Raw genomic sequence first — 12558 nt, forward strand, 5'->3', positions numbered from 1 at the left:
TGTATGAGACCTCTTACAACGACGGTACTTGAACTTGGAGGGTTCCATGAGCACCACCACGCACGCCATCGCCGCTCCGGCGCCGGGCGCGCCGCTGGCGCCGACCACGATCGAGCGCCGTGACCTGCGTCCCGACGACGTGCTGATCGACATCGCCTACGCCGGCATCTGCCACAGCGACATCCACCAGGCCAAGGAGGACTGGGGCCAGGCGATCTTCCCGATGGTCCCGGGCCACGAGATCGCCGGCGTGGTCGCCGCGGTCGGCTCGGACGTCACGAAGTACCAGGTGGGCGACCGCGTCGGCGTCGGCTGCATGGTCGACTCCTGCGGCGAGTGCGAATACTGCCTGGCCGGCACCGAGCAGTTCTGCGTCAAGGGCAACGTCCAGACCTACAACGGCGTCGGCTTCGACGGCGAGAACACCTACGGCGGCTACAGCAACCAGATCGTCGTGAAGGACGCCTTCGTCTGCCGCATCCCCGAGGGCATCGACCTCGACGTCGCCGCGCCGCTGCTGTGCGCGGGCATCACCACCTACTCGCCGCTGCACCACTGGGGCGCCGGCCCGGGCAAGAAGGTCGCCGTGATCGGCCTCGGCGGCCTCGGCCACATGGGCGTCAAGATCGCCGCCGCGATGGGCGCCGAGGTGACCGTGCTGAGCCAGAGCCTCAAGAAGCAGGAGGACGGCCTCAAGCTGGGCGCTTCGGAGTACTACGCGACCAGCGACGAGTCGACGTTCGACGTCCTCAAGGGCAAGTTCGACGTCATCCTCAACACCGTGTCGGCCAAGCTGCCGATCGACGCCTACCTGAGCCTGCTCAAGGTCGGCGGCGCGATGGTCAACGTCGGTGCGCCCGGCGAGCCGCTGAACTACAACGCCTTCTCGCTGCTCGGCGGCAACAAGGTGCTGGCGGGCTCGATGATCGGCGGCATCGCCGAGACCCAGGAGATGCTGGACTTCTGCGCGAAGCACGGCATCGGCGCGGAGATCGAGACGATCCCGGCGGACAAGGTCAACGAGGCCTACGAGCGCGTCGAGAACTCCGACGTCCGCTACCGCTTCGTCATCGACGCGTCGACCATCGGCGCGTGACCCCTCGTGAGTGTTTAGGCGGGTTCTAACCCGCCTAAACACTCACGACCGGCGTCAGAAGACCACGGTCCGGTTGCCGTGCACCAGGACGCGGTTCTCCAGGTGCCAGCGGAGGCCGCGGGCCAGGGTGACCTTCTCGATGTCGCGGCCCTTGCGGACCATGTCCTCCACCGAGTCGCCGTGGTCGACGCGGATGACGTCCTGCTCGATGATCGGGCCCGCGTCGAGGTCCGCCGTCACGTAGTGGCAGGTCGCGCCGACCAGCTTCACCCCGCGGGTGTGGGCCTGGTGGTACGGCTTCGCGCCGATGAACGACGGCAGGAAGCTGTGGTGGATGTTGATCGCCCGGCCGGCCCACTCGCGGCACAGGTCCGCGGGCAGGATCTGCATGAACCGGGCCAGCACCACCGCGTGCGGGTCGTGCTCGTCGACCAGCTTCCGGACCTGCTCGAACGCCGCTGCCTTGTCCCCGGCCGGGAACGGCACGTGGTGGAACGGGATGCCGTGCGCGCGGGTGATGTCGGCGAGCGAGTCGTGGTTGCCGATCACCGCGGCGACGTCGACGTCGAGTTCCCCGGAGGCGACCCGGCCGAGCAGGTCGTACAGGCAGTGCCCGGCCTTGGAGACGAGGATCACCGCGCGGCGCCGCTCGCCGGTGTCGCTGACCTGCCAGCTCGACTCGGCGGACAGCTCCCCGGCCACCTCGCCGAACCGGGCGCGCAGCTCGGCGGCGTCGAACGGCAGCGAGTCGGCCCGGACCACCTGGCGGGTGAAGAACCAGCCCGTGTCCGGGTCGGTGTGGTAGGCCGCCTCGACGATCCAGCCGCCGTGCTCGGCGAGGAACCCGGAGATCCGGGCGATGATGCCGGTGCGGTCGGGGCAGCCGAAGGTGATGACGTAGCGGCGTTCGGGAGCGGTCACCCGGGCATTCTCCCCCGCGCAGGTCAGAGCGCCGGGAGGTGGGCGGGTCCCCGGTGTCGCGAATGACTCATTCGGGACCTCCGGCGTCCCGAATGAGTCATTCGCGACGTTTCGGTCCGCTGCTGCACCTGGCTGAACCCGGCACCCGGCCGGTCCAGCACCAGGCCGATGGCTGCGCAGTGCACGGAAGCGATGTGCGTCACCAGGTCATGGACAGTCCACTTCGGACAGTTCGGCACCGGCGCCGCCGGCCCGGCCGCCAGCGCCGCCCGCTTCAGCGCGTCGGCGTGGACGTCGATCGCTTCGAGCATGCGCCGACCGTAGCCGCCGTCCGGCCTCGATGGCGAACACCAGGCCCAGGCCCAGGCTGAACGACAGCAGCAGGCCCTTGGCCGGCTCCTCGGCGAAGGCGGTTCCGCCCGCGAGACCGATCAGCACGCTGTACACCGCCCAAATCGCCGCGCCCGCGGCGTCGAGCGGCACGAACCGGCGCAGCGGGTAGCCGAGGCTGCCGTTGGCGAGCGCGCTGGCGACGCGGCCGCCGGGCAGGTAGCGGGCCGCGATGATCAGCAGCCCGCCGTTGCGGTGCACCTGGTCACGCGCCCATTCGTACCGACGGTGGCCCTCCGGTCCCCGCTGCAGCCGCGCGATCGCCCGCGGCCCCGCGGACCGGCCGACGGCGTACCCGAGGCAGTCACCGGCCCACGCGCCGACGGCCGCGACGGCGGCGAGCAGGGTCAGCCGCGCGGGATCGGGTCCGAGCAGGACGGCGACGGTGACGACAGTGGTCTCGCTGGGCATGAAGGGCAGCAGCGCGTCCAACCCGGACACGGCGAAGACGAGCACCCACAGCCACGGCGAACCGAGCGCATCGCGCAGCAGCTCGGTGACGTGCCCCAGGAGTTCCACGGCTCAATGGTGATCACCGAAGGTCACTTCGGGGTGACGCAGCGGGGGTGACCCGGTGAACGTTCAGGCGGGGGCGACCGACGCCCACGGCACTGTCAGCTCACCCAGCCGGATCCGCGACGGCGGGCCCAGCACCGGCCGGCCCCGCGCGGCCAGCAGCCGGACCGTTTCGAGCCACCGCGACCGCACGCCGAACGCCTGGTGCGGGGCCGCCGTCGCCCAGCAGGTGTCCAGCTCGGACAGCAGCGCGTGGACGCGTTCACCGGGGACGTTCCGGTGGATCAGCGCCTTCGGCAGCCGCTCGGCGATCGTCGACGGGCGGTCCAGCCCGGCCAGGCGCATCGACAGCGTCAGCGACACCGGGCCGGCCCGGGACACCAGCACCCACGTCGCCAGCCGGCCGATCTCGTCGCACGTGCCCTCCACCAGGAGACCCTCGGGGGGCATCGAATCCAGCACCAGGTTCCACGCGCCCGCGACCTCGTCCTCCGCGTACTGCCGGAGCACGTTGAACGCCCGCACCAGCACCGGCCGCGTCCCGGCCAGCTCGAACCCGCCGCGGCGGAAGTCCAGAAAGGGCGGCGACGCGGCGGGCAGCGCAGCAGCCACGCGAGAAGGGTCCAGCTCCAGGCCCAGCACCCGGACGTCCGGGCGGACCCGCCGCAGCCAGCGCGCCAGCTCGACCGTCGTGACCGGGGAGGCGCCGTAGCCGAGGTCGACGACCAACGGGGACGCCGCCGCGCGCAGCAGCCGGGACGTCGGCGGCGCGGCCGCGATCCACCGGTCGACCCGGCGCAGGCGGTTGGGGTTGGTGGTGCCGCGGGTCGGCGCGCCGACCGGGGTCAGGTTGCGTCGGTCAGCCACTTCGCGGTGAATTCGGCTTCGCGCTCCAGCAGCTTCGTGACCTGCTCGGCGATCACGCTCTCCAGCTTCCCGCCGAACAGCGGGATCCGGACCGTCACCTCGCCGCTGGTCCGGTGCACAGTCTTGTCGCCGTTGGCCAGCAACGCCGTCCGCGCGCTGATCTCGCCCGGGACGCCGCCGACCTCGACGGACGCGTTGCCCTGGTGACCGGTCCCGTCGTTGCTGACGCGCCAGGTCTGCGTGCGCGTCACCACCAGGTCGCCCTTGTGCAGCGTCCGCACCGCCTGCGGCAGCTTGTCCGCGCTGATGCCCTGCCGCAGCTGGTAGCGCAGGTCCGTGCCCGACACCTCGTACGCCAGCAGCGCCGCGCCGTGGCCGCCGATCTCCTCCAGGCGGGCCCGCAGCGCGTCCTCGCCGGCGACGGCCGCGTACGTGGACGCGACGTCGGCGGCGAACTCGGCGCGGTGCTCGATCCGGGATCCCATGAGCCGGACAGTACCGTCAGACGCGTGAACTCCGCCCGAACTCCCGCCCTCCCGAAGCTCGCCGCGTACACCACGCTGCGCCTCGGCGGCCCCGCCCGCCGGTTCGTCAGCGCCGTGACCAGCGAAGACCTCGTCGCGGCCGTCCGCGAGGCGGACGCGGCGGGCGAGCCGGTGCTGCTGCTCGGCGGCGGCTCCAACCTGGTGGTCGGCGACGCGGGGTTCGACGGCACGCTCATCGAAGTGGCGAACACCGGCTGGCGCCGTGACGGCGATCACGTCGAGGTCCAGGCGGGCCAGAACTGGGACGCGTTCGTGGCCGCGCTGGTCGGGGCCGGGCTGGGCGGGCTCGAGTGCCTGTCCGGCATCCCCGGCAGCGTCGGGGCGACGCCGATCCAGAACGTCGGCGCGTACGGCTGCGAGGTCGCCGAGTCGATCGTCTCGCTGGAGCTCTACGACCGCGTGACGCGCGAAGTGCGCACGCTCAAGGCCGGCGAGCTCGGTTTCGCCTACCGCACCAGCATCCTCAAGGGCACCGACACCGGCGTCGTCCTGTCGGTCCGGTTCGAGGTCCGCGAAGACGGTCTCTCCGCGCCCATCCGCTACGCCGAGCTGGCCCGCACGCTCGGCGTCGAGATCGGCGCGCGCGTCCCGGCCGTCGAAGCGCGCGAAGCCGTCCTCAAGCTGCGTCGTGGCAAGGGCATGGTGCTCGACCCGGACGACCACGACACGTGGAGCGCGGGCTCGTTCTTCACCAACCCGATCGTGCCGGGCGCCGAAGCCGAGGCGGTCCTCGAACGGATCACGTCGGCCGTCGGCGCCGACGTGCCGCAGTACCCGGCCGACGGCGGCGTCAAGCTGTCCGCGGCCTGGCTGATCGAGCGCGCCGGCTTCGGCAAGGGGTACCCCGGACCGGGGAACCGGGTTTCGCTGTCGACGAAGCACACCCTCGCGCTGACCAACCGCGGCGACGCGACGACCGAGGACCTGCTGGCGCTGGCCAGGGAGGTCCGGGACGGCGTTTTCGCGCGCTTCGGCGTCCTGCTGCACCCCGAACCGCTGCTGATCAACTGCGTGATTTGAGTCAAACCGGGCAACCCATCCGTGTCTGATACGTCTTTGTCGACAAAGTGTCGCCACCTGATCGGCTGGTCTTGACCGGCCGGCGGGTAACGTCGGCCGGGCGACCAGCGCTAAAGGCGTGTGCCCGCTGGTCGGCGGGGGATTTCGGGAGGTTGCGGTGATCGAACGGCGTACGGTGTTCAAGGCCGCTTTGGCGGCTGGGGCCGCACTGGTCGCCGCCGCGTGTTCGAGCACGAACGACGGCACCGCGCTGCCCACCGGCGCGGCCGGCGCCGACGGCGAGGGTGGCGCGCAGCCTGTGGCGAAGATCACGGCCGAGCCCGCCGCGAACGCCAAGGACGTCCCGGTGCTCACGCCCGCCGTGCTGAAGGTCGCCGACGGCAAGCTCACCGAGTGCAAGCTGAGCGCCGACGGCGGCAAGGACGTCAAGGGCGACCTCTCGCCCGACGGCCTCACCTGGACCAGCTCCGAGTCGCTCGGCTACGGCAAGACCTACACCTACTCGGCCAAGGCCACCGGCAGCGACGGCAAGCCGGTCGAGTTCAAGGGCAGCTTCACCACGCTCAACCCGGCCACGCAGGTGCGCGCCACGCTCAACCCGGCCGACAACCAGACCGTCGGCGTGGCCATGCCGATCAGCGTCAAGTTCGCCTCGGCGGTCAAGGACCGCAAAGCGGTCGAGAAGGCCCTGACCGTGAAGACGGACAAGAAGATCGAGGGCGCGTGGGGCTGGCTCTCCGACCGGCAGGTCGACTACCGGCCGAAGGAGTACTGGCCGGAGAACATCACCGTGAACGTCGAGGCGAAGCTCTACGGCGTCGACCTGGGCGGCGGCGCGTACGGCAAGGCCGACGTCACCACGAAGTTCAAGATCGGCCGCAACCAGGTGGTCAAGGTCAACACCCCGGACCACCAGATGCACGTCTACCGCGGCGGCTCGCAAGTCAAGAGCTACCCCTGCGCGAACGGCCTGGACGCCGAGGTCGACCGCAACACCCCGAACGGCACCTACATCATCATGACCAAGGAGCCGACGGCCGTCTTCGACAACGCCCGCTACGGCTACACGAACGTCAACAAGAAGTGGGCCTGCCGGTTCTCCAACCACGGCGAGTACATCCACGAGAACCAGGACAACGCGGCCAACATCGGGAAGAACAACAACTCCCACGGCTGCGTCAACCTCCTCGAGGCCGACGCCAAGGACTACTTCGACTCGGCGATGATCGGCGACCCGGTCGAGATCACCGGCTCGAAGCTGTCCCCGCCGATGAACTCGGACGTCAAGGACTGGAACTTCAGCTGGTCGGCCTGGCAAGGGCTGGGTGCGAAGTAACCCGTGCGCACCGAAGTCGTCGGGCACGGCGGGGTCCGGCTCGGCCTGCGGGTCGAAGGTACCGGGAACAGCAGGCCGATCGTGTTCGTGCACGGCTGGGCGCAGTCGGGCGGCTGCTGGGCCGCGCAGCTCGCCGATCCCGCGCTGACCGAGCGGTTCCGGCTGGTCGCCGTCGACCTCCGCGGGCACGGCGCCTCCGACGTCCCCGCCGCGGGCTACGACGACCCGCGGGTCTGGGCGGACGACCTCGCCGCGGTGCTCGACTTCGCCGGCCCGGACGCGATCGTCGTCGCCTGGTCCTACGGCGGCCTGGTGCTGACCGACCACATCCGCGTGCACGGCACCGCACGCCTGCGCGGGATCGTGCTGGTGGGCGCCATCACCGAGATCGGCCGCGACCGGCCGGGCGGGCGCGTCGGCGCGCTGATGCGCGAGCACATGCGGGCGATGCTCGCGGACGACCCGGACATCGCGGTCCCGGCGCTCACCGCGTTCAGCCGCGGCATGGTGGCCGGTCCGGTGCCCGGCGCGCAGGTCCAGGCGCTGCTCGGCGCGTCGCTGAGCGTGCCGCCGCCGGTCCGCTCGGCCCTGTTCCGCCGGGACGCCGGCAACGAGGACGTGCTGGCCGCGATCGACGTCCCGGCCCTGGTCGTGCACGGCACGGCCGACCGCGTGATCGAGCCCTCGGCGGCCGAACACACCATCGGGAAGATTCCGGGTGCCACCGGGCGTTGGTTCGTTGACGGGGGCCACGCGCCCTTCGCCGAGTCCGCGGCCGAGTTCGACGCGGTGCTCCGGCAGTTCGCCGAGGAATGCTGAAGCAGGAGACGTGACCAGGTGACCAGCAACATCCGAAGGTTCCGCGCTGCGCCGCGCCGGATCGCGGTGCTGTCCGTGCACACCTCGCCACTGGAGCAGCCCGGGACGGGCGACGCCGGCGGGCTGAACGTCTACGTCAGCCAGACCGCGACCGAGATGGCCCGCCGCGGCGTCGAGGTCGAGGTGTTCACCCGCGCGACCGCGTCCGGCCAGCCGCCGGTGGCCGAGCTGGCCCCCGGGGTGACCGTGCGGCACGTGCAGGCCGGCCCGTTCGAGCCGCTGGGCCGCGACGAACTGCCCGCGCAGCTGTGCGCGTTCACCTCCGGCGTACTGCGGACCGAGGCCTTCCACGAGCCCGGTCACTACGACCTCATCCACTCGCACTACTGGCTCTCGGGCCAGGTCGGCTGGCTCGCCCGCGACCGGTGGTCGGTGCCGCTCGTGCACACCGCGCACACGCTGGCGAAGGTGAAGAACGCCGCGCTCGCCGAGGGCGACAAGCCCGAGCCGCGCGTCCGCGTGATCGGCGAGGAGCAGGTGGTCGCCGAGGCCGACCGGCTGGTCGCCAACACCGCCGTCGAAGCCCGCCAGCTCATCGAGCTCTACGACGCCGAGCCGCACGCGGTGCACGCCGTGCCGCCGGGCGTCGACCTCGAACGCTTCACCCCGGGCTCCCAGTCCCTCGCCCGCGCCGAACTCGGCCTGGCCGACGACGACGTCGTGCTCGCCTTCGCCGGCCGGATCCAGCCGCTGAAGGCGCCGGACGTGCTGCTGCACGCCGCGGCCGCGATGCTGCGCCGCCGCCCCGAGCTGGCCTCGCGCCTGGTCGTGCTGGTCGTCGGCGGGCCGTCGGGAACCGGGCTGGAGCAGCCGCAGGCCCTGCGCGAGCTGGCCGTTTCGCTGGGCATCGAGCGGCAGGTCCGGTTCCTGCCGCCGCAGCCGGGCGAGCGGCTCGCCCGGGTGTTCCGCGCCGCCGACGTCGTCGCGGTGCCGAGCTACAACGAGTCGTTCGGCCTGGTCGCCCTCGAAGCGCAGGCGTGCGGGACGCCGGTGGTCGCGGCCGAGGTCGGCGGGCTCCCGGTGGCGGTGCCGCACGGCGTCTCCGGGCTGCTGGTGCCCGGGCACGGCGCCGACGAGTGGGCCGACGCGCTGGCCGCCGTCGCGCTGCGCCCGGACCGGCGTGCCGAACTCGCCGCCAACGCCGTCGTGCACGCGCGCCGGTTCTCCTGGCGCCGTACGACGGATGCGCTGCTGGACATCTATGCTCAGGCCACGAGCGCGTTCCGGAACGCGCTGGACCTGCGCGCGGAGGTGGCGGTGTGAGCCTGGACCAGCTGATCCAGTCTACTTTGGACTCTGCCGGGCTGGAGTACGACAAACGCGGTCCTGGCAAGTACTTCGTCACGCTGCCGGGGACGAAGAAGCTGCAGACGAACGCGTGGCTCGTCGACGGCGACCACGCGTTTTCGGTGGAGGCGTTCGTCTGCCGCCGTCCCGACGAGTCCCATGAGGACGTTTACCGGTTCCTGTTGCAGCGCAACGCCAAGCTATACGGCGTCCACTACACAGTGGACAGTCTCGGGGACATCTACCTGGTCGGCCGGTTCGGCAAGGACACGCTGACCGCCGACGAGCTCGACAAGGTGCTCGGCCAGGTCCTCGAAGCGGCCGACGGTGACTTCAACACGCTGCTGGAGCTGGGCTTCGCGACGTCGATCAAGCGCGAGTGGGACTGGCGCGTCTCCCGCGGCGAATCACTCGCCAACCTCCAGGCGTTCAAGCACCTCGTCGCGCCCGAGCGGCCGCACGAACCGGGCTTGACCGAGTCGTGACCCGGGCCGTGCAACGGCCCTGAACCGGACATCCGTCTCCTCGCCAGTCGAAACTGGAGGGAGACGCGGAATGCGGACTCGATGGAGAGCCGGGCTGGCGGCGGCCGCGGTGGCGTTCGCGCTGGCCGGGTGCTCGGCGGCGGAGAACGGGGCATCGTCCACGGCGGACAGTGCCGGGTCGGGGCCGGTCCCGGCCGCGCCGCAGCAGGGCAGCGGCAAATCCGGGGCGGAGAAGGTGACCCCGCCGCAGGCGGGCGCCACCGACCGCAAGCTCTCGCGCAGCGCCCGGCTCGAACTGACCGCCACCAAGGTCACCGACGTCGTCGCGCAGGCCCGCGGGATCGCGCAGGGCGCCGGCGGCTACACCGGGCAGGAGAGCACCGGCGACGAGTCGGCGACGCTCAGCCTCGCGGTGCCCGCGGACAAGCTCGACGGCGTGCTCGACCAGCTCTCGCACCTGGGCACGGCCCTGGTCAAACGGGAGCTGAACACCCAGGACGTGACCGAGCAGGTCGTCGACGTCGAAGCGCGGCTGGCGACGCAGCGCGCGTCGGTGGAGCGGATCCGCGCGCTGCTCGCGCGGGCCACTTCGGTGTCCGAGATCGCGTCGGTCGAAAGCGAGCTGACGAGCCGCGAGGCGACGCTGGAATCCCTCGAGCAGCAGCGGAACTCGCTGGCGGGCAGCGTCGCGATGGCGACCGTGGCGATGACCGTCCGCAGCGTCGCCGCGCCCCCGCCGCCCGGCGAGGACCACAGCGGCTTCTTCGGCGGGCTGGCCGGGGGCTGGCACGCGTTCCTCGTGTTCGGCGGCGGCCTGCTGACGGTGCTCGGGGCGATCGCGCCGTTCCTGCTCTTCCTCGCGCCGCTGGGCTGGCTCGCGTGGTGGCTGCACCGGCGGCGCCGCGTCGTCCCGGCGCCGGAGCCGGGCGAGGGCTGAGCGGAACAGGCGGGACGGCTCGAGGGAGGGGGGAGTCGCGATCTCGAGCCGCCCCGCTGAAGTTCCCGCCGATCAGGACCCGGTGACGAGGGGGGTGCCAACGGGGCCGGGCGGGCCGCGGCTCGGCAGGGGGAGACGAGCCGCGGTCAAAGCCCGAAACCGGCCGGGGAGTGCGTGGAATCCGGCCGCTCGGGACGTAGTCAACCTGTCAGATCCCGGCGGGTAATCACAAGGCTACTGGCTAGCCCGTTCGAGTGAATTTACCGCTGAGCGATAACAGAACGCAGTGGGTAGCCGGAATTTTGCGCGTTGTTGGCGAACGGACTTGTCGAAGGGTGAAGTGTTACTTCGGAGTAACACACTCTGGGTAGGACGAGGTCACCAGTCGGCTGCGTGGTGCGTTCTGGCAGGCTGTTGGCCATGGCCGAGATTGGGACGTTGGTGCTGCTGCGGCACGGGCAGAGCACGTGGAACGCGGAAAACCTGTTCACCGGCTGGGTGGACGTACCGCTGTCGGAGCAGGGCGAGGGCGAAGCCCGCCAGGGCGGTCAGCTGCTGGCCGGTGCCGGGCTGCTCCCGGACGTGGTGCACACCTCGCTGCTGCGCCGCGCGATCTCCACCGCGAACATCGCGCTGGACGCCGCCGACCGGCACTGGATCCCGGTGAAGCGCGACTGGCGCCTCAACGAGCGCCACTACGGCGCGCTGCAGGGCAAGGACAAGAAGCAGACGCTGAACGAGTTCGGCGAGGAGCAGTTCATGCTCTGGCGCCGCTCGTACGACACCCCGCCGCCGCCGATCGATCCGAAGGACGAGTGGAGCCAGGCCGGCGACCCCCGCTACGCCAACCTCGGCGACGACGCCCCGCTGACCGAGTGCCTCAAGGACGTCGTCGAGCGGCTCCTGCCGTACTGGGAGTCCGAGATCGTGCCGGACCTGCGCGCGGGCAAGACCGTGCTGGTCGCCGCGCACGGCAACTCGCTGCGCGCGCTGGTCAAGCACCTCGACGGCATCTCCGACGCCGACATCGCGGGCCTGAACATCCCCACCGGCATCCCGCTGCGCTACGACCTCACGGCCGACCTGCAGCCGGTCAAGCCGGGCGGCGAGTACCTCGACCCCGAGGCCGCCAAGGAAGCCGCCGCCGCGGTGGCGAACCAGGGCCGCTGAGCTGAGTCCGTGAAGGCCGCCTCGATGCGGCCTTCACGGCTTTCAGGCGGCGGTGACCGGGTGGACGGCGGTCGCCTTCCAGGTGCCGCCGGTGTGGACGACGTCGAGCTCGGCGGTCAAGCGGGCGCCCGCCGGCGCCGCATCGCGCGTCCCGCCCGCGCTGCGGGCGCCGGTTGCGCCGGGTCGACCGCGATGTCCGAGAGCCGCCAGTGCCCGCCGTCCCGGATCGCGGTGAACGCAACCCTGGCCACGCCCTTCGACGTGCCGCTGTCCTGGTCGAGCAATGCCAGGTCCCGGACCCGGTCGCCGGTCAGCTCCAGTGCCGCTGCCTCTCGCACCCGCGTGACCAGGCGCACCGGCTGCGCCGGCTCGTGTCGACCAGCGCGAGGTTGCCGCCGACCGGCACGGCCGTGCCGGTCACCGTGCACGCGGACGTCAGCAGGACCAGCGCCGGCAGCATCCGCTTCACAGCAGACCGGCCTCGCGGGCCCTGGCGCCGGCCTGGAAGCGCGAGGACGCGCCGAGCAGCTCCATCACCTCCGCCACGCGCCGCCGGTAGGTGCGCAGGCTGACGCCGAGGACCCGGGCCGCCGTCTCGTCCTTGCAGCCCGAGGCCAGCTGCTCCAGGATCTCCCGCGCGCCCAGCTCGGTGAACCTCGCCTGGTACGCCTCGAGGTCGGTCGCGCCGTGCCAGGCCGCTTCGAACAGCGACTGGATGCCCTGGACCAGGGCCGGGCTGCTGATCACGGTGTAGCCGCGGACGCCGCCGACGTGGTCGCCGGCCACGATCGCGATCCGGCGGTCGAGGATGATCGTCTCGTTGACCTCGCGCTCGGTGATCCGGATCCGGGCGCCGTTGTCGGCCATGTGCCGCAGGTGCCCGGCCAGAGTGGGGTCGAGCAGCACCGCGGGCTGGTACATCTTGCGCACGGTCATCCCGCGCATCGAGTGCTCCCGCTCCGTGGTCGTCGGCTGCGCCACCGACCACGTGTGCAGGTCGCGGGCCGCGCACGAGATCTCCGTGGCGGCCTCGAACAGGTGCGCCGTCCGCTCGAACAGCTCCGCTTCGCCGCGCACCATGACGACGTCTGTCACCTTCTCCACGCATT

At 71.6% G+C, this 12558-nt stretch carries 16 protein-coding genes; 8 read left to right on the forward strand and 8 right to left on the reverse strand.

The genetic code is table 11. From position 1 onward, the window contains the following. Window positions 1-46 precede the first annotated feature (46 nt). Window positions 47-1096: an NAD(P)-dependent alcohol dehydrogenase gene (locus OO60_RS40580; protein WP_004559460.1), complete on the forward strand. Its 1050-nt coding sequence runs from the start codon at window positions 47-49 to the stop codon at window positions 1094-1096. A 54-nt stretch (window positions 1097-1150) separates the two neighbouring features. Here OO60_RS40580 and purU read toward each other — a convergent pair whose 3' ends face one another. The 5 genes from purU to OO60_RS40600 form a co-directional block, all read right to left on the reverse strand. Next, complete coding sequence (gene purU / locus OO60_RS40585) at window positions 1151-2017, reverse strand: formyltetrahydrofolate deformylase (RefSeq protein ID WP_004559461.1); 867 nt, start codon at window positions 2015-2017, stop codon at window positions 1151-1153. A 23-nt stretch (window positions 2018-2040) separates the two neighbouring features. Further along, window positions 2041-2328: a maleylpyruvate isomerase N-terminal domain-containing protein gene (locus OO60_RS46155; protein WP_081656035.1), complete on the reverse strand. Its 288-nt coding sequence runs from the start codon at window positions 2326-2328 to the stop codon at window positions 2041-2043. Next, complete coding sequence (locus OO60_RS40590) at window positions 2225-2926, reverse strand: DedA family protein (RefSeq protein ID WP_004559462.1); 702 nt, start codon at window positions 2924-2926, stop codon at window positions 2225-2227. Before OO60_RS40590 ends, OO60_RS46155 begins: the two co-directional genes overlap by 104 nt. Before the next feature lie 63 nt (window positions 2927-2989). Next, window positions 2990-3790 carry a hypothetical protein gene (locus OO60_RS40595; protein WP_004559463.1) on the reverse strand — a complete coding sequence of 267 codons (801 nt, stop codon included), beginning with the start codon at window positions 3788-3790 and terminating at the stop codon, window positions 2990-2992. Further along, window positions 3769-4275: a DUF2505 domain-containing protein gene (locus OO60_RS40600; protein ID WP_004559464.1), complete on the reverse strand. Its 507-nt coding sequence runs from the start codon at window positions 4273-4275 to the stop codon at window positions 3769-3771. Before OO60_RS40600 ends, OO60_RS40595 begins: the two co-directional genes overlap by 22 nt. A gap of 24 nt (window positions 4276-4299) precedes the next feature. Between OO60_RS40600 and OO60_RS40605 the strand changes: the two genes are divergently transcribed. From OO60_RS40605 to OO60_RS40635, 7 genes are all read left to right on the forward strand, one after another. Continuing rightward, a complete protein-coding gene (locus tag OO60_RS40605) occupies window positions 4300-5355 on the forward strand; it encodes a UDP-N-acetylmuramate dehydrogenase (protein WP_004559465.1) in 1056 nt (351 codons plus the stop codon). A gap of 157 nt (window positions 5356-5512) precedes the next feature. Further along, window positions 5513-6691 (forward strand): L,D-transpeptidase, encoded by a 1179-nt coding sequence (locus OO60_RS40610; protein WP_004559466.1) that lies wholly within the window; start codon window positions 5513-5515, stop codon window positions 6689-6691. 3 nt (window positions 6692-6694) lie between these two features. Continuing rightward, window positions 6695-7510, forward strand: coding sequence for an alpha/beta fold hydrolase (locus OO60_RS40615; protein WP_004559467.1), 816 nt, complete (start codon window positions 6695-6697; stop codon window positions 7508-7510). 18 nt (window positions 7511-7528) lie between these two features. Then, window positions 7529-8833, forward strand: coding sequence for a D-inositol-3-phosphate glycosyltransferase (gene mshA, locus OO60_RS40620; RefSeq protein WP_209441427.1), 1305 nt, complete (start codon window positions 7529-7531; stop codon window positions 8831-8833). Then, entirely contained in the window at window positions 8830-9342 is a 513-nt protein-coding gene (locus tag OO60_RS40625; RefSeq protein WP_003062728.1) for a type III secretion system chaperone family protein, read from the forward strand. Before mshA ends, OO60_RS40625 begins: the two co-directional genes overlap by 4 nt. Before the next feature lie 70 nt (window positions 9343-9412). Then, on the forward strand, window positions 9413-10279 hold the full coding sequence (locus OO60_RS40630; protein ID WP_051767959.1) for a DUF4349 domain-containing protein: 867 nt from the start codon (window positions 9413-9415) through the stop codon (window positions 10277-10279). 420 nt (window positions 10280-10699) lie between these two features. Continuing rightward, window positions 10700-11449, forward strand: a complete 750-nt coding sequence (locus tag OO60_RS40635; RefSeq protein ID WP_003062725.1) for a phosphoglyceromutase — start codon at window positions 10700-10702, stop codon at window positions 11447-11449. A 116-nt stretch (window positions 11450-11565) separates the two neighbouring features. Here the strand turns inward: OO60_RS40635 and OO60_RS40640 are convergent, their stop codons facing one another. From OO60_RS40640 to OO60_RS40645, 3 genes are read right to left on the reverse strand one after another with little or no spacing between them, the layout of a single operon-like run. Then, window positions 11566-11787: a hypothetical protein gene (locus OO60_RS40640; RefSeq protein WP_033263359.1), complete on the reverse strand. Its 222-nt coding sequence runs from the start codon at window positions 11785-11787 to the stop codon at window positions 11566-11568. Next, complete coding sequence (locus OO60_RS46825) at window positions 11760-11918, reverse strand: hypothetical protein (protein WP_156081358.1); 159 nt, start codon at window positions 11916-11918, stop codon at window positions 11760-11762. The genes OO60_RS40640 and OO60_RS46825 overlap by 28 nt, the downstream gene beginning before the upstream one ends. After that, entirely contained in the window at window positions 11915-12553 is a 639-nt protein-coding gene (locus OO60_RS40645) for a helix-turn-helix domain-containing protein (protein ID WP_033263360.1), read from the reverse strand. The genes OO60_RS46825 and OO60_RS40645 overlap by 4 nt, the downstream gene beginning before the upstream one ends. Between the last annotated feature and the right edge of the window lie 5 nt (window positions 12554-12558).

The sequence above is a fragment of the Amycolatopsis vancoresmycina genome (assembly GCF_000716785.1).
In the GTDB taxonomy this organism is placed as follows: domain Bacteria; phylum Actinomycetota; class Actinomycetes; order Mycobacteriales; family Pseudonocardiaceae; genus Amycolatopsis; species Amycolatopsis vancoresmycina.